The following is a 23,004-nucleotide window of genomic DNA, read 5'->3' on the forward strand; positions in this document are numbered from 1 at the left end:
GCCGACCCTTATTCCTGGTTCAGTTGCTGGGAGAGATCGGCCGCGGCGGCGAGAGCATCGCGCCGCAGCGTGGCCTGGGCCACCCAGTCTGACATTTCAGCGCGTGCCGTCTCGGGCAGGCTATCGATTTCGCGAAGCGTGGTGTCCAGATCGCCGCCGCGCAGCGCGGCTTCGGCCCGCGACAGCACCGCGTCGGGGTCATCCCCTTCACGCGGCGTGACCGAGCGCGCACCCAGTTGCGAGCGGAAGAACCCGGCGACACTGCCTGCCTCGTCGCCATCCGCTCCGCTTGCCCGCGCCGCCGCCAGCGCATCGCGGGCAGCATCGGGGAAGGACGAAATCAGGGCAGAGGCCGTGGGCAGACCCTCTTCGGCGCCTTCGACCAGCGGGCCGGGCACATCCACGCCGTTGCCCGTCAGAACCGCCAGCGGTTCGGCATAGGGCTGGCCGTCGCGGGCACGGGTCGTCAGATCGGCCAGCGCGGCGCGGCTGGCGGCCAGTCTCGCACGGGCCTCGGCGCTTTCTTCCGAGGCACGGGCACGGGCGGCCATCGCCTCGACCTCCTTGCGCGCGGCATCCATCGCCGCCTGCTGTTCCTTCTGCGCGGCCAGCAGGTCGGCCTGTTGTGCCGTGACCTGAGCCTTGAGCGCTTCGAGTTCGCGCTCATAGGCGGCCACCGTCTCGGGCGAGACGGCATCCTTGAGCGGCTGTTTCTCCAACGTGGTCAGGCGGCGATCCAGATCGGTGATCAATGTGCCCAGCCCGGTCAACTGGTCCTGCGTTTCTGTCAGCTCGGTCTTCAGCGCGCCCAGGTCGGTTTCCAGCGCAGTCACGCTGATGCCCAGCGGGCCAAGGTCGACGCCCGCAACGGCGTCATCCGTGGCATCGGCACGCTTGCTCAGCGCCTCGATCCGCTCATCCTGGTCGCGCAGCGCCGCAAGTGTCTGGGTGACAAAGGGGTCTTCCTCGGCGGATTGCGACCCGATGAAGGGCAGGTCGGGATAGGCGCCCGCGGCGTAGCCCAGCCCGGCGGCGACAACGCCGCCCAGCAGCATGGGGAAAAAGCCGCCCTTGCGCTCGACCACGGTTTCGCGGACCACCTGCGGGTCTGCAACTGGCGCGGCGGCCTCCAGCGTGTCCTCGAACGGCGCGGCAGTATCGGCAAGTGTATCGTCCGAGGCGCCGGCAGCCACGTCGCCGCCCTCGTGCGGGACGGTCTCTTCGGATGGGGCAGGTTCGGCATCCGGGTCGGTGTCAGCGGGGTCGCCGGTTTCCAATCCATCGGCGGACAGCGTGTCACCCTCCGCTGCCGGGCTGTCGTCTCCCGCGTCTTCGGGCAGGTCCGTCCCGGCCAGGCGATCCTCGCCGGCATCGGCGGCAAGACTGTCCTCCGCCGCGTCGTCGGCGCCGGATGTCAGGGTGTCCGCTTCGGGCAGGGTGTCATCGGCGCTACCCTTGTCGGTCGGGGTATCCTTCTTAGACTTCGCCACTTTATTGTTTCCCCTCGAATACACGTCGGTCCAGGCAGATGGACCGGGTCAATAGTCTCCGGCCAGCGCCCGGTTCAGAAAGTCCGAGACAACCTCCCTCATTGCCTCCGACTCGGGCCGCTCAGCCACTTTCAGGTTCCTTTTATGCAGCGGCATGAGCGCGTTGACCACAGCTTGACTCATCGCCGCGACAAGAAGCGGCGCCTTTGCGCATTCCTTGGCCAGCAATTCGCCCGTCCGGGGCGAGAACACGGGGGCAACCACCGGAACCTGCCCATCAAGTGCGGCACGGGCCTCTGCATTCAAGGGGCAAGGCGGTTGATCATAGATTGCGGCACCCCGGCAGGGAATGCCTGCCGCGCTCAACCGCTTGGCGATGTTTCCACGCACATGCGCCCCATGCAGGTGCACAAGGGGCCCCGGCGGCCGCTGTGCGATGATGAAACGGATCAGATCCTCTGCCGAACCACCGCCGTCCTGTGCCTGCATCCCCGCCGCTTGGGCGGCCCGGGCTGTCGCCGGACCCACCGCAAGCGCCGGCAGATCGGTGCGCCCGCCCAGTGCCTCCCAGGCCATGACGCCGTTGGCAGAGGTAAAGATCAGCCCCTGCGCCTGCGTCACGTCGGGCAGCGGCCCGGTGACCTCGACGGTGAATAACGGAGAGATGACAGCCCGGAATTGCAGGCCGTCCTGCCGCAGCCGCGCGGCAAAACGCTCTGACGCGGCCCGTGGCCGGGTCAACAGGAGAACGGGCAGAGCTTCGGACATGGGCCTCCGGGATTGTGGGGCGCCTTTCCGGGTGGTACTTGCAGACGCCGTAAAGCGCAACGGGAACGCCGGATGACCTCTCCCCTGATCCTTGGACTGGAAAGCAGCTGTGACGACAGCGCCGCCGCATTGCTGCGCGGGCGCGAGGTGCTGGCCTCTGTCGTGAAGGGCCAGAACGAGTTGCACGCGGAGTTTGGCGGCGTCGTTCCGGAAATCGCCGCCCGTGCCCATGCCGAACGGCTGGACACCTGCGTCGAAGAGGCCCTGGACGAGGCGGGCGTGACGCTGCAACAGGTCGACGCCGTGGCGGTCACGGCCGGGCCCGGCCTGATCGGCGGGGTCCTCTCGGGCGTGATGCTGGCCAAGGGGCTGGCAACCGGGCTGGGCGTGCCTCTGGTGGGGGTGAATCACCTCGCAGGCCATGCGCTGACGCCCCGCCTGACCGACGGGCTGGCCTTTCCCTACCTGATGCTGCTGGTGTCGGGCGGGCACTGCCAGTTCCTTATCGCGCGCGGTGCGCAGGATTTCACCCGGCTGGGCGGCACCATCGATGACGCCCCCGGAGAGGCTTTTGACAAGACCGCCCGTCTTTTGGGTCTGTCGCAGCCCGGCGGCCCCTCGGTCGAGGCGCGCGCACGCGACGGCGATGAACGCCGGTTCCGCTTTCCCCGCCCGCTGCTGGATCGGCCCGGCTGCGACATGAGCTTTTCAGGACTGAAAACCGCGCTTCTGCGCCAGCGCGACCAGTTGATCGCCGATCAGGGCGGGTTGCATGAGCAGGACGTGTCCGACCTTTGCGCCGGGTTCCAGGCAGCGGTGCGGGACGTGCTGACGGAAAAGGCCCGTCGGGCGATAGCGCTCTACCTGAACGAGGCCCCGACGGAACCGGCGCTGGCCGTCGCCGGAGGTGTGGCTGCCAACCAGTCGCTGCGCGGGTCGTTGCAGGCGCTTTGTGCCGAGACCGGCGTGCGGTTCACGGCACCACCGCTGCGGCTGTGTACCGACAACGCCGCGATGATCGCCTATGCGGGCGGCGAGCTGCTGGCCCATGGCGTCACCCATGACATGAGCCTGTCGGCCCGGCCCCGATGGCCGCTGGACAAGACCGCCGCGCCCCTTGTCGGCTCTGGCAAGAAAGGCGCCAAGGCATGAGCATCGCGGTTCTCGGCGGTGGCGCCTTTGGCACGGCGCTGGCGGTTGCGCTGGGACGCAAGCGCGAGGTGACGCTTTGGGCGCGCGACGTGACCGCCCTGAACGACACCCGGCAAAGCCCGCGCCTTCCGGGTGTCACGTTGCCCGATGCCGTCACCGTCACCGGTGATCTGGAAGAGGCCGCCGCCTGTGACACGCTGCTGCTGTCGGTGCCGATGCAACAGCTCTCGACCCTGCTGGACCGGATTTCCACGCCGCTGGACGGGCGCGCCCTTGTCGCCTGCTGCAAGGGGATCGACCTGGCCGAGGGCGTCGGGCCGTCGGCGCTGATCGCAAGGCATCAACCCGGCGCTGTGCCCGCCGTCCTGACCGGGCCCAGCTTTGCCGGGGACATCGCGCGCGGCCTGCCGACGGCGCTGACGCTGGCCTGTGGCAACGAGACCCGGGGGCGGGCTCTGCAGGAACAACTCTCGACCCCGGTTCTGCGATTGTACCGCAGCAACGACACGATCGGCGCCGAACTGGGCGGCGCGCTCAAGAACGTGATCGCCATCGCCTGTGGGGCCTGCATCGGTGCGGGCCTTGGCGACAGCGCCCGTGCGGCCCTGATGACCCGGGGCTTTGCCGAGATGATGCGCCTGTCGGCGCGGCTGGGCGCGCGTCCGGAAACGCTGACCGGCCTTTCCGGATTGGGTGACCTGACACTGACCTGCACCTCTGACGGGTCGCGCAACTACCGCTTTGGCCTGGCGCTGGGACAGGGTGAGGCCTTCGACCCCTCCGTGACCGTCGAAGGCGCGGCCACCGCCCGCGCCGCCGCCCGCCTGTCGACCGAACTGGACCTGCCCCTGCCCGTCTGTTCCGCAGTGGCCGACCTGTCCCAGGGACGGTTGACCGTGCGCCAGGCCATGGACACCCTGCTTTCCCGACCACTCAAGGATGAATGACATGCTGATTGCCCTGATCGCCCACGACAAACCCGATGCCCTGCAGATCCGCAAGGACACGCGTGACGCGCACCTGGACTACCTGAAATCCACCGGAGTGGTTGCGCAGGCCGGGCCGCTGCTGGATGACGAAGGCGTCATGATCGGCTCCTTGGTGATCCTCGACGTGGCCGACAAGGCGGCGGCCGAGGAATGGGCCGCAAACGATCCCTATGCCAAGGCCGGCCTGTTCCAGAGCGTCACCCTGACCGCGTGGAACAAGGTGATCTGATGCGCTACTGGCTTTTCAAATCCGAACCCTCCACCTGGTCCTGGCAGGACCAGCAGGCCAAGGGCGACGCGGGCGAGGAATGGGACGGCGTCCGCAATTACCAGGCGCGCAATTTCATGCGCGAGATGGAAAAGGGCGACCGGGGGTTTTTCTACCATTCGCAAAAGGAAAAGGCGATTGTCGGCACGGTCGAAGTGATCGCCGAGGCGCATCCCGACAGCACCACCGATGACGATCGCTGGGAATGCGTGGACATCAAGGCGCTGGAGTCCGCCGCGACCCCGGTCACGCTGGACCAGATCAAAGAGGATCCCCGGCTTGCGGAAATGGTGCTGGTAAAGAATTCCCGCCTGTCGGTCCAACCGGTTTCCGAGGAGGAATGGCAGGTCATCTGCGGGCTGGCCGGCTTGTCCGCCTGATCCGGGTCAAAGCAATTCCTCGGGAATATGTGGCAGGGCGAGTGCCGCAAGGGCCTGTCGGCGCTCGTCATTGACATGAACCTGCAAAGGCCCCTCCGGGTCGACGACCTGCTGATAGATGCGCGCCAGTCCAAAGGAAACCCCGTCAGGCGCATGGATGGAGTCGAGCAATCTCTGATTGCGGGATCGCAGCCTGTCCTGCAGGCGCTGTGAATGCCAGTGAAGCTCTCGGAACCCGAATTCGACCGCGGCAACGTCGGCCAGGTCGGTAAAGTTCTTCCCTGCAACCGCAGACGGGTCCGCCCCGTGCAGTCGTTCAAACAATTCGCGCAATTCTCCACGCGTGACATGTCCGTTATGACGAATCCACACCAGGTCGAGATCAGGGAAATATTTGAGGTCTACGGGTATGACTGACGCTCGTAAAAGTTGTGGGGACTCAAGATAACATATGTTGTAAACTATAGCATATTTCGCGCTGAAAAGGGGTTGAGCATCAATCTTTTTTCGCGCCCCTCAATTTTAGCGCGCAAAGGACACGCCGGAGAACCCACCATGCTTGAAGTCGTCAACAGTCTTGCCGCCGCAATCGTGGCCTTTGCGGCCGGCGCCCTATGGTACATGGCCCTGGCCGGACCCTGGAAAACCGCCTCTGGCGTGGCACTGGACGCGGAAGGAAATCCGCAAGGCGGCATGAGTGTGCGCGTCATGATTCTGACCTTCGTCATGCAGGTGGTCGTGGCCGGGATGATGCGCCATGTCTTTGCCGCCAGCGGTGTCGAAACGCCCGGCGCCGGACTCGTGTCCGGCCTCGGGATCGGCTTGTTCTTCATCACGCCGTGGATCGCATTGAACAACGCCAATTCCATGCGCCCTGTGACGCTGACATTGATCGACGGCGGCTATGCGACACTGGCTTGCGCTATAATGGGCCTGGTGCTGACGCTTTTCTGAGGTCGATGCCCCAAGCAATAAAAACGGAGGGCCCCGGAAAACCCGGAACCCTCCGTCCACCCCACATGCTCCCTACGCACCACATGTGTTATGAAATCTACGGTTCCGGCCTTTCTGGCCAGTCCAGTAGACCCTACGGAATTCCCGGCCTTCCGGCAATCCGGAACTATTCGCAATTTCAGTCAATTGCGCGGAACCGCTGCCCCGGAAATGAAAAAGACCCCCGCGATGCAGGGGCCTCGTGGCAGGTGGATCCGGTGGCCACGGCTCAGCCGTAGACGGCTTCCTTGCCGAAATGCTTGGTCAGCATGTAATAGACCACGGCGCGGTACTTGTTGCGCTCGGACTTGCCGTAGGTCTCGATCACCTTGTTGATCGCGTCCATCAACTCGGGACCATCCGCAAGGCCCAGCTTCTTGACCAGGAATTTGTCCTTGACGGTTTCCAGCTCGCTGTCCTGCGACGAGGCAACGGTAGAGGCATCCGCGTCATAGATGGCCGGGCCACAGCCGATGGTGACCTTGGTCAGCAGGTCCATGTCCGGGTCCATGCCGCACTTGTTCTTCAGGTCCTCGGCGTATTTGGCGATCAGTTCGTCGCGACGTCCCATGTTCACTCCCTCGTATCATGCGCCGCGTTCCGCGAGCGCTGTCCGTGTTGTTTTGCGGCCAAAGCGGCCATGCAATCGCATGGTGACCGCACAAGCGCGTTATTGGCAAGGGAAATGCGGTCGCTCTCTTCCCCCTGTTCAGGGCACGAGGGGCGGTTCACAAGGTCAGTTTGCGCCATGCGGCGGTTTGGGCCCGGAACAGGAAAGGCTGACGCCGTCCCCGTGTCCGTCCGCAGGAGAGCAGCGCATGCCGGACAGTTGCGCCGCCTTCTGCAACCCCTGGGATCAGCCCAGCTTCGGCGCCGAGTGCGACACCCTGCGGGTGCGATGGTCATGCTGTTGGAACAGAGGGACGTGGGGGGATCAGTGCGGACCGGCCCGATGAACGCTCTGGACCGCTGGCTGGTGGAGGCGGACACGGCGCAGGCGGGATGACCCGCCCGCGCCACGCCGAGATCAATACCGGTAGTGTTCCGGCTTGAACGGTCCTTCGGGCGCGACGCCGATGTAGTCGGCCTGGTCCTTGGACAGTTCGCTGAGCTTGACGCCGATGCGCTCCAGGTGCAGGCGGGCGACCTTTTCGTCCAGGTGCTTGGGCAGGATGTAGACCTTGTTCTCGTACTGGTCGCCGTTCTTGTAGAGCTCGATCTGCGCCAGGACCTGGTTGGTGAAGGAGGCCGACATCACGAAGGACGGGTGACCGGTGGCGTTGCCAAGGTTCAAAAGACGCCCCTCGGACAGCAGGATGATCCGGTTGCCGCCCGGCATCTCGATCATGTCCACCTGTTCCTTGATGTTGGTCCACTTGTGGTTCTTCAGCGCGGCAACCTGGATCTCGTTGTCGAAGTGGCCGATGTTGCCGACGATCGCCATGTCCTTCATCTCGCGCATGTGCTCGATGCGGATCACGTCCTTGTTGCCGGTGGTGGTGATGAAGATGTCGGCGCTCGAGACCACGTCTTCCAGCGTCACCACCTCGAAGCCGTCCATCGCCGCCTGCAGGGCGCAGATCGGGTCGATCTCGGTCACCTTCACCCGGGCGCCGGCGCCGCGCAGGCTCGCCGCCGAGCCCTTGCCCACGTCACCGTAGCCGCAGACCACGGCGACCTTGCCGGCCATCATCGTGTCGGTGGCGCGGCGGATGCCGTCCACCAGCGATTCCTTGCAGCCGTACTTGTTGTCGAACTTCGACTTGGTCACGCTGTCGTTGACGTTGATCGCCGGGAAGGGCAGCTGACCGTCGCGCACCAGCTGGTACAGGCGGTTGACGCCGGTGGTGGTCTCCTCGGAGACGCCCATGATCTGGTCGCGGGTCCTGGTGAACCAGCCCGGGGAGGCCGCCATGCGCTTCTTGATCTGCGCCTTGATGACTTCCTCTTCTTCCGAGGTCGGCATGGCGATGATGTCCTCACCCGCCTCGGCGCGCGCGCCCAACAGGACGTACAGGGTGGCGTCGCCGCCATCGTCGAGGATCATGTTGGGGCCGTCGTCGAACAGGAAGGACTTGTCGAGGTAGTCCCAGTGCTCTTCCAGCGTCTGGCCCTTGATCGCGAAGACCGGGATACCGGCATCGGCGATCGCCGCGGCGGCGTGGTCCTGGGTCGAGAAGATGTTGCAGGAGGCCCAGCGCACGTCCGCGCCCAGCGCCACCAGCGTCTCGATCAGGACGGCGGTCTGGATCGTCATGTGCAGCGACCCGACGATGCGCGCGCCCGACAGCGGCTTGCTCGCGCCGTATTCCTCGCGCAGCGCCATCAGCCCCGGCATCTCGGTTTCGGCAATGTCCAGTTCCTTGCGGCCGAACCCGGCCAGTGCAATGTCCTTGACGATGTAATCCTGGGTCATCTCGGTTCCTTCGAATGCGGTGGCGCGCCCCTTCTACGGGGCGGCAATGCTCCGGGGAGCAGGTAGCACCAGCGGCCTGCGCGCACAACGTCATACTCCGCCGCAGCGCCGTGACGTTCCGGCCAGCGCCCGATTTACAAGCAGGAATTCGCGTCTTAGTCAGGGCCGCGCAGCAAGACCCCGGGGAAGAGAATGGCGAAACAGACGCGAGCCTGGCAACGGATGCTTTCGGGGCGCAGGCTGGACCTGCTGGACCCGACCCCGGTGGACATTGAGATCGAGGACATCGCGCACGGGCTGGCCTTTGTCGCCCGATGGAACGGCCAGACACGGGGCGACTATGCCTATTCGGTGGCCGAACATTCGCTGCTGGTCGAAGTGATATTCGGCAGGCTGTGCCCCAAGGCGCGCCCGGCCGAGCGGCTGACCGCCTTGCTGCATGACGCGCCGGAATACGTCATCGGCGACATGATTTCCCCGGTGAAGGCCGCCGTCGGCCCGGGCTACGACGGCCTGGACAAGCGGCTCTCCGCCGCCATCCACATCCGCTTTGGCCTTCCCGCCATTACGCCCCAGCGTCTGAAACGGCAGATCAAGAAGGCGGATCGCATCAGTGCCTGGATGGAGGCGACCCAGATCGCCGGGTTCACCCGCACCGAGGCGGACAGGTTCTTTGGTGCGCCCGACATGGACATGATCGCGGACCTGTCGATTCACCTGCGCCCCCCGGTCGAGGTTCGCGCCGATTTCACCGCGCGCCATGCGGCGCTATTGCAGGAAATGCCCAGTTGACGATCACGATCCGCCGGGCCGGCCCGCTGGACGCGCGTCCCCTTGCCGAATTGCTGAACGAGGTGATCGCGGCAGGCGGCACCACCGCGATGACCCGTACCGTCGACGCCGCGGACCTGCGTGACTGGATGACACGCTGCCCCGACCGCACGGCCTGGCACCTGGCCGAGGATGACGCCGGCGAAATCATGGGAGTCCAATGGATCGAACCGGCGGACGATCTGCCCGATGAGGTGGCAGAAATCGCCACCTTTGCACGCCACGGCCGGACCGGGCTTGGCATCGGCTCGGCGCTGTTTCGTGAAACCGAAAGGGCGGCTTCCGCGCTTGGCTATCGCTGGATCAATGCCAACATCCGGGCCGACAACATGGGCGGGCTGGCCTACTACCAGAGCAGGGGGTTCGAGGACTGCGGCATGAAACGGGATGTGCCGTTGGGAAACGGCCAGGCGGTCGACAAGGTGCTGAAACGCTACGAGCTGTAGCGACGGCGTGCCATTGTCACCGGCAACCGCTCAGTTGCTGACGTCCACACCCGGCGGCTCGGGGTAGTCGATCATCAGGTCGGTGCCGCTGGCCACGATGCAGCTGCTCTTGTCGGCGTTTGTGATCAGGACGGTGAATCGACCGTTGTCCTCAGAGGCCCAGAGTTCCAGCATCGTCGTCTTCGACGTCAGGCCGATCAGGATCTGACGCTCGCCAAAACGATCATCGAGGCGCGTGATCACGGCATCGCGATCCGCACAGAAAACAGGTGTCTGGGCGGCGACGGGCGGCGCCAGCGCTGCGGCGCCAAGGACAAGTGAAGCGGTGAACAGACGTTTGAACATGATCTCTCCTTTCGCCGGAGAGGTCGCTACCGGCGCTCTCGCCAGCGTTCATTGCATGTACCCAATATATGGGGATCCAGGCACTGACACCACAAGGGAGAGCGCAACACGTTCGCGTGTCGGCGCCGTCAGCGCGGCGAGCGCTTGGCCAGAATGCGTTGCAGGGTCCGGCGGTGCATGTTCAGCCGCCGCGCGGTTTCCGAGACATTGCGATCACACAACTCGTAGACCCGCTGGATATGCTCCCAGCGCACGCGGTCCGCGCTCATCGGGTTTTCCGGCGGTGGCGGCAGATCATCACCCTTGGCCAGCAGCGCGTTGGTGATATCGGTGGCATCCGCCGGTTTCGACAGGTAGTCCGTCGCACCGATCTTGACCGCGGCAACGGCGGTGGCGATGGCGCCATAGCCGGTCAGCACGACCACGCGGCTGTCCGGGCGCTTTTCGCGCAGCACTTCGACCACGTCCAGGCCGTTGCCGTCCTCCAGCCGGAGATCGACCACCGCATAGGCCGGGGGGCGGGCGGTGGCGATGGCCGTGCCCGCCGCGACAGAGCCTGCCATCTCCACCTCGAAACCGCGTTTTTCCATGGCCTTGGCGAGGCGCCTCAGGAAAGGCTCGTCGTCATCGACCAGGAGCAACGAGCGGTCAGCCCCCAGTTCTTCGATGCTGCGTTCCGCCAATAGCCTTCCTCCCGCCACCACTGCGTGAACACGATTATTAGCTGGCTAAGTTCCGGCGGTCAAACGCATCGGGACAAGTCAAGATGCCTCGATGAAGCAGGCCGTGCGGTCGGCCATCTGCTCGGGCGTGACCTCGCGCCGGAAGAACTCGACAAAGCCATGCTCGGGCAGCACGAGGTAGGTGAAGGTCGAGTGGTCGACGAGATAGTATTCCGGGTCCGCGTCGGCCTCCTTGCGGTAGTAGGTGCGATAGGCCTGGCTGGCCGCCTTGACCTGTTCGGCAGAGCCGGTCAGCCCGATCATCTTGTCGTGCATCACCTCGGCGAACTCGCCCACCACCTCGGGTGTGTCCCGCTCGGGGTCGATGGAGATGAAGACAGGGGTCACGTCGTGGCCACGTTCCGCCAGCATGTCGACTGCATCAGCGTTGCGCGCGACATCAAAGGGGCACACATCGGGGCAGAAGGTGTAGCCGAAATACACCAGGCTGGGCTTGGTGATCACATCCTTGTCGGTCACCGTCTCGCCGTTCTTGTTCAACAGCTCGAATGGCCCACCAATGGTTTCCGCGCCACCGGCGATCTTGCTGGAGCGGCACTGGGCAAAGGGATCGGCCGAGGCGGACTGCTGTGTGTAGACCCAGACACCGGCGCTGATGGCGACGAGACCGGCGAAGGCGGCGATTGCGGCAAGACGCTGCATGACTTTATTCCTCTGGAATGGTTTAGCTTTAGCTATCCGTTGAGGAGCGGGACGCAAGAGGGACGAAAGGGCGCAGATGGCGCAGGGGGATCTCGGACTGATCGGCGACGAACAGCGCAGCAACTGGATTCGTCTGCGCACGATGATTCTGTTGCGCTGGTTCGCCGTGATCGGCCAGCTGATCGCGATCACGCTGGCACAGCGTCTTTACAACCTGCAGCTGGAACTGGGCCTGTGCTACCTGGCCGTGGGAGTCTCGATCGTCGGCAACCTGATCGCGATCTCTGTTTTCCCCGAAAACAAGCGCTTGAGCGAGACAGAGAACTTCATGATGGTGATGTTCGACCTCTTGCAGTTGTGTTTCCTGCTGTACCTGACGGGCGGGCTGCACAACCCGTTCTCGCTGCTGGTGCTGGCCCCTGTCACGGTCTCGGCGGCAGTGCTCAGCCTGAGGTCGACCTTTCTGCTGGGCTTTACCGCCTTCGCACTGGTCACCGGCATGGTCTATTACCACTTGCCCCTGCGGACCGAGCAGGGCTTCATCCTGCGCATTCCTGACATTTTCGTGTACGGCCAATGGGCGGCGATCTGCATCGCGCTGGTCTTTATCTCTGTCTACTCGCGCCGCATCACGCGCGAGATGAACTCGATGTCCGATGCCTTGGCCGCCACACAGATGGCGCTGGCCCGGGCGCAAAAGCTGAACGATCTTGGCGGTGTGGTCGCCGCGGCGGCGCATGAACTTGGCACGCCTCTGGCCACGATCAAGCTGACCTCGTCGGAACTGGCCGAGGAACTGGATGATCACCCGGAACTCGTCGATCTCAAGGAAGATGCCCTTTTGATCCGCGAACAGGCCGACCGCTGCCGCGACATCCTGCGCAGCATGGGACGGGCGGGCAAGGACGACCTGCACATGCGCCATGCGCCCCTGATTGAGGTGATCCGAGAGGCCGCGGAACCGCATCAGGACCGCGGAAAGGAAATCCTGATCGAAGAAGGGCCGGGTCCGGGGGGCGACTATACGCAGCCGCAGATCCTGCGCCGCCCCGAGGTCATTCACGGCTTGCGGAACCTGGTTCAGAACGCGGTCGATTTCGCCCGGACCAAGGTCTGGGTCGAGGCGATGTGGACCGATGACGTGATTTCCATCCGCATCGTCGATGACGGACGCGGCTTTCCCCAGCACCTGATCGGTCGCATCGGCGATCCTTTCGTGCGCCGCCGCCGCAGCGAAAGCGAAAAGCGTGCCCGGCCGGAATACGAGGGCATGGGGCTGGGGCTTTTCATTGCCAAGACCCTGCTTGAACGCACCGGGGCAGAGCTGAGCTTTGCCAATGGATCGGACCCCTACTCGGCAGCTCCGGACCAGTCCGAACGCCGTGGCGCCATCGTCGAGGTGGTCTGGCCGCACAGCAAGATCGTTGCCGACGCAGCAAAACCGGGCACCGGATTGGGAGAAAACCGCCCCATCGAAGTTTAAGGTGAATTTAATATTAATGTTTTCTGCTTAACGCGAAATTAACCAAACTGAATTCAACCTGAAGACTAATCCGCGGGACAGGAGCAAGAGGCAGAATCTTGGAGGATCTCTTATTTCTGGCAATCGGGGCTGGCGCCGCGGCGGCATTCATGGCCGCGGTCCTGATCTTGTTCACGCTGCGCCCGCGCCGCTCGCAATTGCAGTACTCCGGCACGCCTGAAACCGTGCTTCTGTTCCGAAACGGCGAAGTGGTCGACTCGACCCAGGACGCTGCAGAACTGTTTGATCGCACGGTCCTGACCGGCATGGGCTGGGACGAGGTGCGCGAAACGCTGTTGCCCGGCTTTCCCGATCTGCCCGAAGACCTGCCGTATCGCCCTGGGCACTGGCGCTCACCCAATGTGTCCAATGCCGAGTTGTGGGCAGACCCCGCGGGCAACATGCTGCACCTGCGCCTGCAATGCACGCCCGAAGGTGCGGCCACCCTTTTTCGCGCCCGTTGCCAGAGCGGCGAATACCACCGCCTTTCGGAGATGTCGCGCAATGCGCCGGATGCGCTCTGGCAGACCGATGAGGACGGGCGGCTGATCTGGTACAACGAGGCCTATGAACTGCTGTGCGAAAGCACCGGGTGCGAAATCGACGACACCTGCCCCATCAACATCGAACTGCCTGCCAAACGGGTCGAGCGCAGCACCCGCATCAACATCCAGCCCGAGGGCCAGCCGCAGCGCTGGCTCGAGGTCGTCTCGCGTCCGGTCGAACACGGCTGGGTCCATTACGCCACCAGCATCGACAGCCTCGTGCACGCGGAGATGGCGCAGCGCAACTTTGTCCAGACGCTGACCAAGACCTTTGCCCATCTGCCGATCGGCCTTGCCGTCTTTGACCGCGACCGCCAGCTGGTACTGTTCAACCCCGCGCTGGTGGACTTGACGCATCTGCCGGTGGATTTCCTTTCGGCCAAGCCCAACCTGCTGTCCTTCTTCGATCACATGCGGGAAAACCGCATGATGCCAGAACCCAAAAACTATGCCTCCTGGCGGGACAAGTTATACGACGTGGTCTCTGCCGCGCGCGAAGACCGATATTGCGAGACCTGGAACCTGCCCTCGGGCTTGACCTACAAGATCACCGGCCGCCCGCATCCGGACGGCGCCGTCGCCTTCCTGATCGAGGACATCAGCGCCGAGATATCGCTGACCCGCCGCTTCCGGTCGGAACTGGAACTGACGCAATCGGTGCTGGACTGTTTCGATGACGCGGTGGCCGTCTTCTCTCGTTTGGGCGTGCTGACCTTTTCCAATGCCGCCTACCGGGCACAGTGGAAATGCGACCCCGACAGCGCCTTTGCCGAGATCACCATCGTCGATGCCACCAAGGAATGGCAGCAGGACTGCCAGCCCAGCCCGATCTGGGCCGACCTGCGCGAATTTGTCCTGACCCTGCGCGACCGCCAGGGCTGGGAGGCGCAATTGACCCGCAAGTCCGGTGAACAACTGCGCTGCATGGTGCAGCCGGTGGCCGCCGGGGCGACCCTGGTCCGCTTTACCAGCCTGCCCGTTCAGGCTGGGGAAACGCCCCAGCCCGACAATCGCCAGAAGGTGGTTGGATAGCCGCTTGCAGGTCCCCGCGCGGCGCCGGTATCCTCGCCGCCATGACAGCCCGCCGAACCGCCCTCACCCTGCCCACGCCAGAGGCCACCTGTGCCCTGGCCCGCCGAATCGGCGCCGGTCTCCGGCCCGGCGACGTGCTGCTGTTGACGGGTGAGATCGGCGCCGGAAAGACCCATTTCGCGCGCTGCCTGATCCAGTCCCTGCTGGATGAACCAGAGGATGTTCCCTCTCCCACCTTTACCCTCGTCCAGACCTATGACACCGCCGCCGGAGAGCTGTGGCACGCGGATCTCTACCGGCTCCCCGGCCCGGACGAGAGCGTGGAGCTGGGCCTGACAGAGGCATTCGAAACCGCGATCTGCCTTGTCGAATGGCCGGACCGGCTGGAGGATCTGTCCCCCCGCAACGCCCTGCGGCTGAGCTTTGCCGCCGGACCGACCGAGGACGCCCGCGCGCTGGTGCTGGACTGGGAGGTACCGCGCTGGGACGCGCTGATCGCGGAGCAGGCGGCGTGAACGATTTTCTCGACGCCGCCGGATGGGGCGCTGCCCGACAAGAGGCGCTGGCCGGGGATGCTTCGGCCCGGAGCTATTCGCGGCTGTTCCTAGACGGCCAGACCGCCATCCTGATGCAGGACCCAGAGGGCGACGTGGCGCTCTTTGCCCGCCTTGCACGACACTTGACGGGCGCGGGGCTCAGCGCGCCACGCATCCTGGCCGAGGATAGCGCCAAGGGCCTGTTGCTGATCGAGGATCTGGGTGACGGGCTGGTCGCGCGTCTTGCGGAGACACCCGCTGCCGAGCGCGAGTTGTACCTGCTGGCCACCGACGCTCTGATCGACGTGCAGCGGCATCCGCCACCGGCCGACCTGCCCATCGCCACGCCGGATCACCTGGCCCGGCAGATCGACCTGGCCTTTATCCATTACACGCCCGCTGCAGAGGCCCTGCCCCGCGCCATCGCCGCCTTTCGCCCCCTGCTGGAGTCGCACGCGCAGCCCGCCGATGTCATGGTGCTCCGCGATTACCACGCCGAGAACATTCTGCTTCTACCCGATCGCGTGGGCACCGCCCGCGCCGGTCTGCTGGATTTCCAGGACGCGCTGCTGGGGCACCGCGCCTATGACCTCGTCTCGCTGATCCAGGACGCGCGCCGCAACGTGAGGCCAGAGACCGCCGAGGCCTGTATCGCGCATTACTGCGCCGCCACGGCGCAGGCAGACTGGCCGTTCCGCGCCTCGCTTGCCGTGCTGGGCGCCCAGCGCAACCTGCGCATCCTGGGGGTCTTTGCCCGTCTCGCCGCGACCCGGGGCAAACCGCATTACATCGACCTCATCCCTCGCGTCTGGGCACACCTGCAGGCCGACCTTTCACATCCCCTGCTGGCCCCGGTGAAAGAGGTCCTCGACGCTGTCCTGCCCGCACCAACTGCCGACCACCTGACAAGATTGAAGTCCCCATGCCCGACGCCGTGATGCTTTTTGCCGCGGGGTTCGGCACCCGCATGGGCGCGCTGACAGCCACCCGACCCAAACCCCTGATCGAAGTCGCCGGGAAGCCTCTGCTGGATCATACGCTGGACCTGACCACCGGCATCCCGACCCGCGTGGTGAATGCCCATTACCTTTCGGACCAGATCGTATCGCACCTGAGCGGGACCGGCATCCATGTCTCCGTGGAGCAGCCCGAGATCCTGGACACCGGCGGGGGCTTGCGGTTCGCCTTGCCGAAACTGGGTACACAACCAGTATACACATTGAACACAGATGCGGTCTGGAACGGTCCGAACCCCCTGGACCTGCTCGTCGCCGCATGGGAGCCCGACCGGATGGATGCGCTTCTGCTCTGCGTGCCACTGGCCCGGGCCGTGGGCCGCAAGACCCCCGGCGACTTCAGCCTGCAGCCGGACGGGCAACTGACCCGCAGGGGCGATCTGGTCTACACCGGAGCGCAGATCATCAAGACCGAGGGGCTGCACGCCATCCCCGACCAGGTGTTTTCGCTCAATCGCCTGTGGAACGCACAGGCGGAAACGGGCCGTCTTTTCGGCCTGACCTATCCAGGTCAATGGTGCGATGTGGGCCACCCCGAAGGCATCGCGCTGGCCGAAGGACTATTGCATGTTTGACGACACGGGACCGCGCCTGTTCGGCCTGCCGCCGGGTGCCGATTTTGCCAGAGACCTTGTTGCGGGCCTGCGTGCCCGTTTGCGCGACACCCCTCCCGAGGCGCTGGCGCAGGTGGAAATCTACGTCAACTCCGACCGCATGGCGCGGCGCCTGCGCGAGGTGTTCGACAAGGGCCCCGCCTGCCTGCTGCCGCGCATCCGACTTGTGACGGACCTGGCCGATCCGCTGACCAAGGCCGCCCTGCCCGCCCCGGTGCCGCCACTGCGCCGGCGGCTGGAACTGACGGGCCTGGTGTCGAAACTGCTGGACCAGGCGCCCGACCTTGCCCCGCGTGCGGCACTCTTTGACCTGGCTGACAGTCTGGCGACATTGATGGAGGAAATGCAGGGCGAGGGCGTGGCACCCGAGGTGATCGAGAACCTCGACGTCTCGGACCAGTCGGGTCACTGGCAACGGGCGCTGACCTTCCTGCGCATCGTGCAACAGTATTTCGAGGTCGACAGCGACCCCGACCCGCAGGCCTATGCCCGTCGCGCGCTGGATCTGCGCTTGCAGAAATGGCGGGACACCCCGCCGCAGCACCCGATCCTCGTTGCAGGGTCGACCGGGTCGCGCGGAACCACCGCGGCCTTCATGGAGGCGGTGGCGCGACTGCCGCAGGGGGCGGTGGTCCTGCCCGGTTTTGACAGCGACACGCCGGATCACGTCTGGGACCGGCTGGACACCGCGCTGACCGGCGAGGACCACCCGCAGTTCCGCTTTGCTCGGCTGATGCAGGCGCTGGACATGACGCCCGGCGATATCCGCCCCTGGACCGAGACACCGCCACCCAGCCCGGTGCGCAACCGCGTGCTGTCGCTGGCCCTGCGGCCAGCACCCGTCACCCACCAATGGCTTTCCGAAGGACCGTCCCTGCCGCCGCTGGACACCGCGATGCAGGATGTGACCCTGCTGGAGGCGCCCAGCCAGCGGGACGAGGCGTTGGCCATCGCGCTGCGCCTGCGGCAAGCGGTGGCGGACGGCCAGCGCGCCGCCGTCATCACGCCGGACCGGATGCTGACCCGCCGGGTCACCTCGGCGCTGGACCGCTGGAACATCCTGCCCGACGACAGCGGCGGCACACCGGCGCAACTGACCCCGCCGGGGCGGCTCTTGCGCCATGTAGCGGAACTCTTCGTCAAACCCCTGACGGCCGAGATGCTGCTGACCCTGCTCAAGCATCCGCTGGTTCACAGCGGCGCCGACCGGGGACCGCACCTGCTGAACACCCGTGAGTTGGAACTGTTCATCCGCCGCAACGGTATGCCCTACCCCCAGACCGAACCGCTGGCGCTCTGGGGTCAAAAGCGGTCGCAGGGCGACTGGGCGGCCTGGGTGGGGGCGCAGTTCTGCGAACAACGGCGCGACGGCAAGCGCGCTCTGGCCGACTGGCTCGCCGATCTGCTGACACTGGCGGGCGCGATCTGCGCCGGGCCGGACACCAAAGGCACGGGCGGGCTGTGGCAAGAGGCGGCGGGCCGCAAGCTGCAAGGCGTCATGGCAAGCCTGGAACGAGAGGCGGAACATGGCGCCGAGATGAGCGCCCGCGATTTCGCCGACCTGCTGGGCGCACTCATGTCGCGCGAAGAGGTCCGCGACCGCGACGCGCCTCACCCTGACATCCTGATCTGGGGCACGCTGGAGGCACGGGTCATGGACGCCGACCTGGTGATCCTCGCCGGTCTGAACGAAGGCGCCTGGCCGGAGCTGCCCGGCGCCGACCCCTGGCTGAACCGGCAGATGCGCGCCAAGGCGGGGTTGCTGCTGCCGGAACGGCGCATCGGCCTGTCGGCGCATGACTTTCAACAGGCCGCGGGCGCGCCCGAGGTCTGGCTGTCGCGGTCGCTGAAATCGGACGAGGCGGAAACAGTGCCCTCGCGCTGGGTCAACCGGCTGTTGAACCTGATGCGCGGGCTGGAGGCGAAGGGCGGCAAGGACACCATCGCGGCGATGCAGGCGCGCGGCAACCGCTGGTTGGCGCTGGCGCGTGCCTCGGAAACGCCGATCGAGGCCACACCGGTGCCGCGCCCCTCTCCGGCGCCGCCCGCGGGAACGCGGCCCGCAAAACTCTCGGTCACGGAAATCAAGCGGCTGGTGCGCGACCCCTACGCGATCTACGCCAAACATGTCCTGCGGCTGCGCCCGCTGGATCCGCTGATGCAGGCGCCCGACGCGCTGATGCGCGGCATCCTCACCCACAAGGTGCTGGAGGATTTCGTGAAGGCCACGCAGGAAGAGCCGCTGGACCTGCGGCCCGATCGCCTGATGGCCCTGGCCGAACAGATCATCGGCGACCCGGACCAGGTGCCCTTTCCCACCGTCCGCGCCCTGTGGCAGGCGCGCATGGCCCGCATCGCACCCTGGTTCGTGGAAACAGAGATGGAACGGCAGGGCCGCGCCACCCCCAGCAAGTACGAGATCAAGGGCGAACGCCAGATCCCGGCGCTGGGCTTTACCCTGAGTGCGACCGCCGACCGGATCGATATCGACGGGCGCGGCGGCGCGCATATCTACGACTACAAGACCGGTGCCGCGCCTTCGGCCAAGGAACAGCGCTCCTTCGACAAGCAGTTGCTTCTGGAGGCGGCGATGCTGGACGAGGGCGGATTTCCCCCGTTGGACCCGCCCCATGTGGAACGCGCGGTTTTCATTTCCTTGCAACCGTCCAATCCGAAAGAGGTGCTGGCCCCTCTGGAGGACGCGCCGCCCGAGCAGGTCTGGCAGGAGTTCGTCGCCCTCATCAGCGCCTATCACGCGGCAGAGACCGGCTTTACCGCTCGCCGTGCCCTGCAAAAGGACAGCGATGCCGGGGACTTCGACCACCTCGCACGTTACGGCGAATGGGACGTGACCGACGCGCCGGACAAGGAGGTGCTGACATGAGGCGCGACGACGCGACAGAGGCGCAGGTCCGCGCCGCCGAACCGGGGCATTCCACATGGCTGGCTGCCAATGCGGGGTCGGGCAAGACCCGCGTGCTGACCGACCGGGTGGCGCGGCTGCTGCTGGACGGGGTGGACCCTTCGCACATCCTCTGCCTGACCTATACCAAGGCCGCCGCCAGCGAGATGCAGAACCGCCTGTTCAAGCGGCTGGGCGGCTGGGCGATGCTGGACGAAGCTGCGCTGCGGGATGAGCTGCGCGAACTGGGAGTCGAGACCGACCTGACCGGCGATTTCCTGCGCGAGGCGCGCACGCTTTTCGCCCGCGCCATCGAGACCCCCGGCGGTTTGCGCATCCAGACGATCCACTCTTTCTGCGCCTCCCTGCTGCGTCGGTTCCCGCTGGAGGCCCGCGTCACGCCACAGTTCCAGGAGATGGAAGATCGCGCCGCCGAGCTCTTGCGGGCCGAAGTGCTGGACCGGTTGGCCGAAGGGCCAGAGGCACATCTGGTCCGCGCCATCGCGCCCTATGTCTCGGGCGATGACGTGGACACGATCGCCGCACAGGTCTGCCGCCACCGTGATGCCTTTTCGCCGCCAAAGGGCCCGCGCGAGATCCGCGCCGCCTACGGATTGCGCGAAACGGATGACGCGGACACGTTGCTGGACCAGGTCTTTCTGGGGTCCGAACTCGATCTTTTCGGGGCGCTGGCCGAGATCCTCGCCACAGGTGGCAAGACCGATCAGGCCCTGTCCAGTCAGTTGGGCGCCATCGAGGCACCGGACCGCACCGGGTTGGCACAGCTACAGGCCGCGCTGCTGACGCAGGCCGGAACCATCCGCAAGACGCTGGGCACCAAGGGCGTGCGCAAGTCCGCTGCTGACCTTTTCGAGGCGCTGGATCAATTGGCGGCGCGGGTCGAGGACGCGCTTGCGATGCAACGCGCGCTGGCCGCCGCCGACCGCGATACCGCCCTGCACGGCTTTGCCCATGCCTTTCTGCGCGATTACGACGCCGAGAAACAGCGGCGCGGCTGGCTGGATTTCGATGATCTCATCACCCGCGCGCGCGACCTGCTCAGCGATCCCGGTGTGGCGGAATGGGTGCTCTACCGGTTGGACGGCGGCATCGACCATATCCTTGTCGACGAGGCCCAGGACACCTCGCCCGTGCAATGGCAGGTGATCGAGCGGCTGGCGCAGGAATTCACCGCCGGCGAAGGCGCACGGGCCGATGTGCGGCGCACGATCTTTGTCGTCGGAGACAAGAAACAGTCGATCTATTCCTTCCAGGGCGCCGACCCGTCCGAGTTCGACCGGATGCGCGACGATTTCGCGGACCGGCTTGCCCGGACCGATGCGCCGCTGGTGCCCGCCAGCCTTGACTACAGCTTTCGCTCCGCCGAGCCGATCCTGCGGCTGGTCGACAATACCTTTCGCGGCGCCGAGGCCTCGGGTTTTGTCGGGGACGGGCACCGCGCCTTCAAGGACGCCATGCCGGGGCGGGTCGATCTCTGGCCCCTGGTGGACAAGGTCGGCGACGAGGAGGATGGCGCCTGGCACGAACCCGTCGACCGGCCAAGTGCCACGCATCACACCGTGCAGCTGGCGCAACGCATCGCGCATTTCATCAAGGAAAGCATCGAGACCGGCACCCCGCTGCCAGAGGAGGTCGGCCATACCGGCACCTACCGGGCGCGGCCCGTCCACGCGGGGGATTTCCTGATCCTCGTGCAGAAGCGCGGGCGCCTGTTCAAGGAGATCATCCGCGCCTGCAAGCAGCAGGACCTGCCCATTGCCGGGGCCGACGTGCTCAAGGTCATGGCGGAACTGGCGGTCAAGGACATCATCGCCCTGCTCAGTTTCCTTGCCACGCCAGAGGACGACCTGTCGCTGGCGACGTTGCTGCGTTCGCCGCTCTTCGGCCTCACGGAACAGGCGCTGTTCGACCTCGCCCACCGGCGCCGGAAAAAATATCTCTGGGAGGAACTGCGCGTGCGGCGCGAGGAATTCCCCGAGGTGTTGCGCGTTCTGGACGATCTGCGCGGGCAGACCGATTTCCTGCGCCCCTATGACCTGATCGACCGCATCCTGACCCGCCACGAGGGCCGCCGCCTGCTGATCGGTCGGCTGGGACCAGAGGCCGAAGACGGGATCAACGCGCTGCTGCAACAGGCACTGGCCTATGAGCAAAGCGCCGTGCCCTCTTTGACCGGATTTCTGGAATGGGCGCGGTCGGACAACCTGAAAATCAAGCGCGCCCCGGACAGCGCGGGCGAAACCCTCCGGGTGATGACGGTGCATGGCTCCAAGGGTCTGGAGGCGCCCATCGTCATCCTGCCCGACTGTGCCGAGCCGGACACCAAGCTGCGCGACGATCTGTTCGCCGACGATGACGGCCCGATGTGGAAGACGGGCGCCGACGCCATGCCGCCGCGCCAGCAGGCCGTGGTCGAAGCGGCCAAGGAAAAAGCGGCGCAGGAAAAAGACCGGCTGTTGTATGTCGCCATGACACGGGCCGAGAAATGGCTGATCGTGGCGGCGGCAGGCGACCTGGGGAAATCCGGCGAGGCCTGGTACGACAAGGTTGCGCGCGGGATGGAGGCCTCCGGCCCGGAACAGGTGATGTTCGATTTCGGTGACCTGGGCGGCGGCGAAGGGCTGCGGCTGGGCCTATCGGACTGGTCGCACCTGCCGCTGGACACCCACGACACGCCACGGCCCGCGCCGGTCGATCTCCCAGCGGCGTTGCTGGCCCCCGCGCCGGATCCAGTGGCCGCCGCAAAGGCCCTGTCCCCTTCCGACCTTGGCGGCGCCAAGGCCCTGCCCGGGGCTGCCGGCGATACCGAGGACATGGCGAAGGCCCGCGGCACGGCGCTGCATCACCTGCTGGAAAACCTCGCGCCCCTGCCTGCGGAACATCGCGCCGCAGCGGCTGAAGCGCTCTGCACCCAAATGGAAACGGACCCGGACCTGATCCTTGTCACCGAACATCTGCCCGCGATCCGGGACGAGGCGCTGGCGGTGCTGGAGGCGCCCGCGCTGGCGCATGTCTTTGCCCCCGATGCGCTGGCAGAGGTGCCCGTGACAGCCGACCTGCCGGGGCTGGGGCGGATACATGGCATCATCGACCGGCTGCTGATCGCGCCCGACCGGATCACCGCCGTCGATTTCAAATCCAACCGCACTGTGCCTGCCAATGCCGCAGAAGTGCCCGACGGGCTCTTGCGGCAGATGGGGGCCTATGCCGCCGCCCTGGCGCAGGTCTATCCCGGTCGGGAAATCGAAACCGCCCTGATCTGGACCGCCAGTGCACACTATATGCCGCTGCCGCACGATGTTGTGACACAAGCTCTCGGTCGGGCCGCCGCATCTTGACGTGCTGGCGGCCCC

General features: G+C 65.8%; 23 protein-coding genes. 15 read left to right on the forward strand and 8 right to left on the reverse strand.

From position 1 onward, the window contains the following. Positions 1–8: 8 nt before the first annotated feature. Together ACQY5B_RS23045 and ACQY5B_RS23050 are read right to left on the reverse strand one after the other, a co-directional pair. The gene (locus tag ACQY5B_RS23045) at positions 9–1,490 is read right to left on the reverse strand and encodes a COG4223 family protein (RefSeq protein WP_420327160.1); all 1,482 of its coding nucleotides are present in this window, start codon (positions 1,488–1,490) and stop codon (positions 9–11) included. A 48-nt stretch (positions 1,491–1,538) separates the two neighbouring features. After that, entirely contained in the window at positions 1,539–2,258 is a 720-nt protein-coding gene (locus ACQY5B_RS23050; RefSeq protein ID WP_420327159.1) for a uroporphyrinogen-III synthase, read from the reverse strand. A gap of 72 nt (positions 2,259–2,330) precedes the next feature. Here ACQY5B_RS23050 and tsaD point away from each other — a divergent pair, with 72 nt between their 5' ends. Genes tsaD through ACQY5B_RS23070 form a run of 4 tightly spaced genes read left to right on the forward strand, consistent with a single transcriptional unit; the run spans position 2,331 to position 5,047 of the window. Beyond that, on the forward strand, positions 2,331–3,410 hold the full coding sequence (tsaD, locus tag ACQY5B_RS23055) for a tRNA (adenosine(37)-N6)-threonylcarbamoyltransferase complex transferase subunit TsaD (RefSeq protein ID WP_305972570.1): 1,080 nt from the start codon (positions 2,331–2,333) through the stop codon (positions 3,408–3,410). After that, positions 3,407–4,357, forward strand: a complete 951-nt coding sequence (locus ACQY5B_RS23060; protein ID WP_420327158.1) for an NAD(P)H-dependent glycerol-3-phosphate dehydrogenase — start codon at positions 3,407–3,409, stop codon at positions 4,355–4,357. Before tsaD ends, ACQY5B_RS23060 begins: the two co-directional genes overlap by 4 nt. A gap of 1 nt (position 4,358) precedes the next feature. Beyond that, positions 4,359–4,628 (forward strand): YciI family protein, encoded by a 270-nt coding sequence (locus tag ACQY5B_RS23065; RefSeq protein ID WP_420327157.1) that lies wholly within the window; start codon positions 4,359–4,361, stop codon positions 4,626–4,628. After that, complete coding sequence (locus tag ACQY5B_RS23070; RefSeq protein WP_420327155.1) at positions 4,628–5,047, forward strand: EVE domain-containing protein; 420 nt, start codon at positions 4,628–4,630, stop codon at positions 5,045–5,047. Before ACQY5B_RS23065 ends, ACQY5B_RS23070 begins: the two co-directional genes overlap by 1 nt. A gap of 6 nt (positions 5,048–5,053) precedes the next feature. On the opposite strand, the gene ACQY5B_RS23075 is transcribed toward ACQY5B_RS23070, so the two are convergent. Then, on the reverse strand, positions 5,054–5,371 hold the full coding sequence (locus ACQY5B_RS23075) for a hypothetical protein (protein WP_305972574.1): 318 nt from the start codon (positions 5,369–5,371) through the stop codon (positions 5,054–5,056). Positions 5,372–5,602: 231 nt separating this feature from the next. Here ACQY5B_RS23075 and ACQY5B_RS23080 point away from each other — a divergent pair, with 231 nt between their 5' ends. After that, positions 5,603–6,001, forward strand: a complete 399-nt coding sequence (locus tag ACQY5B_RS23080; RefSeq protein ID WP_420327153.1) for a DUF1761 domain-containing protein — start codon at positions 5,603–5,605, stop codon at positions 5,999–6,001. A gap of 268 nt (positions 6,002–6,269) precedes the next feature. On the opposite strand, the gene ACQY5B_RS23085 is transcribed toward ACQY5B_RS23080, so the two are convergent. After that, the gene (locus ACQY5B_RS23085; RefSeq protein ID WP_305972576.1) at positions 6,270–6,611 is read right to left on the reverse strand and encodes a DUF2853 family protein; all 342 of its coding nucleotides are present in this window, start codon (positions 6,609–6,611) and stop codon (positions 6,270–6,272) included. A 306-nt stretch (positions 6,612–6,917) separates the two neighbouring features. Between ACQY5B_RS23085 and ACQY5B_RS23090 the strand changes: the two genes are divergently transcribed. Beyond that, positions 6,918–7,046 (forward strand): hypothetical protein, encoded by a 129-nt coding sequence (locus tag ACQY5B_RS23090; protein WP_420327151.1) that lies wholly within the window; start codon positions 6,918–6,920, stop codon positions 7,044–7,046. 21 nt (positions 7,047–7,067) lie between these two features. On the opposite strand, the gene ahcY is transcribed toward ACQY5B_RS23090, so the two are convergent. Further along, positions 7,068–8,456, reverse strand: coding sequence for an adenosylhomocysteinase (ahcY, locus tag ACQY5B_RS23095; protein WP_420327150.1), 1,389 nt, complete (start codon positions 8,454–8,456; stop codon positions 7,068–7,070). A 192-nt stretch (positions 8,457–8,648) separates the two neighbouring features. On the opposite strand from ahcY, the gene ACQY5B_RS23100 reads away from it, so the two are divergent. Both ACQY5B_RS23100 and ACQY5B_RS23105 read left to right on the forward strand, forming a co-directional pair. Next, positions 8,649–9,248 carry an HD domain-containing protein gene (locus ACQY5B_RS23100; protein ID WP_305969975.1) on the forward strand — a complete coding sequence of 200 codons (600 nt, stop codon included), beginning with the start codon at positions 8,649–8,651 and terminating at the stop codon, positions 9,246–9,248. After that, positions 9,245–9,733 (forward strand): GNAT family N-acetyltransferase, encoded by a 489-nt coding sequence (locus ACQY5B_RS23105; RefSeq protein ID WP_420327149.1) that lies wholly within the window; start codon positions 9,245–9,247, stop codon positions 9,731–9,733. Before ACQY5B_RS23100 ends, ACQY5B_RS23105 begins: the two co-directional genes overlap by 4 nt. A 30-nt stretch (positions 9,734–9,763) precedes the next feature. Here the strand turns inward: ACQY5B_RS23105 and ACQY5B_RS23110 are convergent, their stop codons facing one another. The 3 genes from ACQY5B_RS23110 to ACQY5B_RS23120 all read right to left on the reverse strand — a co-directional run bounded on the left by ACQY5B_RS23110 (position 9,764) and on the right by ACQY5B_RS23120 (position 11,463). Next, positions 9,764–10,078, reverse strand: a complete 315-nt coding sequence (locus ACQY5B_RS23110) for a hypothetical protein (RefSeq protein ID WP_305969977.1) — start codon at positions 10,076–10,078, stop codon at positions 9,764–9,766. Positions 10,079–10,206: 128 nt separating this feature from the next. After that, positions 10,207–10,761: an ActR/PrrA/RegA family redox response regulator transcription factor gene (locus tag ACQY5B_RS23115; RefSeq protein WP_043142704.1), complete on the reverse strand. Its 555-nt coding sequence runs from the start codon at positions 10,759–10,761 to the stop codon at positions 10,207–10,209. 78 nt (positions 10,762–10,839) lie between these two features. Then, complete coding sequence (locus ACQY5B_RS23120; RefSeq protein WP_420327147.1) at positions 10,840–11,463, reverse strand: SCO family protein; 624 nt, start codon at positions 11,461–11,463, stop codon at positions 10,840–10,842. A gap of 76 nt (positions 11,464–11,539) precedes the next feature. Here ACQY5B_RS23120 and regB point away from each other — a divergent pair, with 76 nt between their 5' ends. The 7 genes from regB to addA all read left to right on the forward strand — a co-directional run bounded on the left by regB (position 11,540) and on the right by addA (position 22,989). Next, positions 11,540–12,946, forward strand: a complete 1,407-nt coding sequence (gene regB, locus ACQY5B_RS23125) for a sensor histidine kinase RegB (protein WP_305969979.1) — start codon at positions 11,540–11,542, stop codon at positions 12,944–12,946. A gap of 98 nt (positions 12,947–13,044) precedes the next feature. After that, positions 13,045–14,562: a PAS-domain containing protein gene (locus tag ACQY5B_RS23130; RefSeq protein WP_305969980.1), complete on the forward strand. Its 1,518-nt coding sequence runs from the start codon at positions 13,045–13,047 to the stop codon at positions 14,560–14,562. A gap of 41 nt (positions 14,563–14,603) precedes the next feature. Continuing rightward, positions 14,604–15,077 carry a tRNA (adenosine(37)-N6)-threonylcarbamoyltransferase complex ATPase subunit type 1 TsaE gene (gene tsaE / locus ACQY5B_RS23135; protein WP_420327146.1) on the forward strand — a complete coding sequence of 158 codons (474 nt, stop codon included), beginning with the start codon at positions 14,604–14,606 and terminating at the stop codon, positions 15,075–15,077. Continuing rightward, a complete protein-coding gene (locus tag ACQY5B_RS23140) occupies positions 15,074–16,036 on the forward strand; it encodes an aminoglycoside phosphotransferase family protein (protein WP_420327145.1) in 963 nt (320 codons plus the stop codon). The genes tsaE and ACQY5B_RS23140 overlap by 4 nt, the downstream gene beginning before the upstream one ends. Beyond that, on the forward strand, positions 16,021–16,689 hold the full coding sequence (locus tag ACQY5B_RS23145) for a nucleotidyltransferase family protein (protein ID WP_420327144.1): 669 nt from the start codon (positions 16,021–16,023) through the stop codon (positions 16,687–16,689). The genes ACQY5B_RS23140 and ACQY5B_RS23145 overlap by 16 nt, the downstream gene beginning before the upstream one ends. Then, complete coding sequence (gene addB, locus ACQY5B_RS23150) at positions 16,682–19,612, forward strand: double-strand break repair protein AddB (protein WP_420327143.1); 2,931 nt, start codon at positions 16,682–16,684, stop codon at positions 19,610–19,612. Before ACQY5B_RS23145 ends, addB begins: the two co-directional genes overlap by 8 nt. Continuing rightward, positions 19,609–22,989 (forward strand): double-strand break repair helicase AddA, encoded by a 3,381-nt coding sequence (gene addA / locus ACQY5B_RS23155; RefSeq protein WP_420327142.1) that lies wholly within the window; start codon positions 19,609–19,611, stop codon positions 22,987–22,989. Before addB ends, addA begins: the two co-directional genes overlap by 4 nt. The last annotated feature ends 15 nt before the right edge of the window (positions 22,990–23,004 follow it).

The organism is Antarctobacter sp., assembly GCF_965277915.1.
Taxonomy (GTDB): Bacteria; Pseudomonadota; Alphaproteobacteria; order Rhodobacterales; family Rhodobacteraceae; genus Antarctobacter.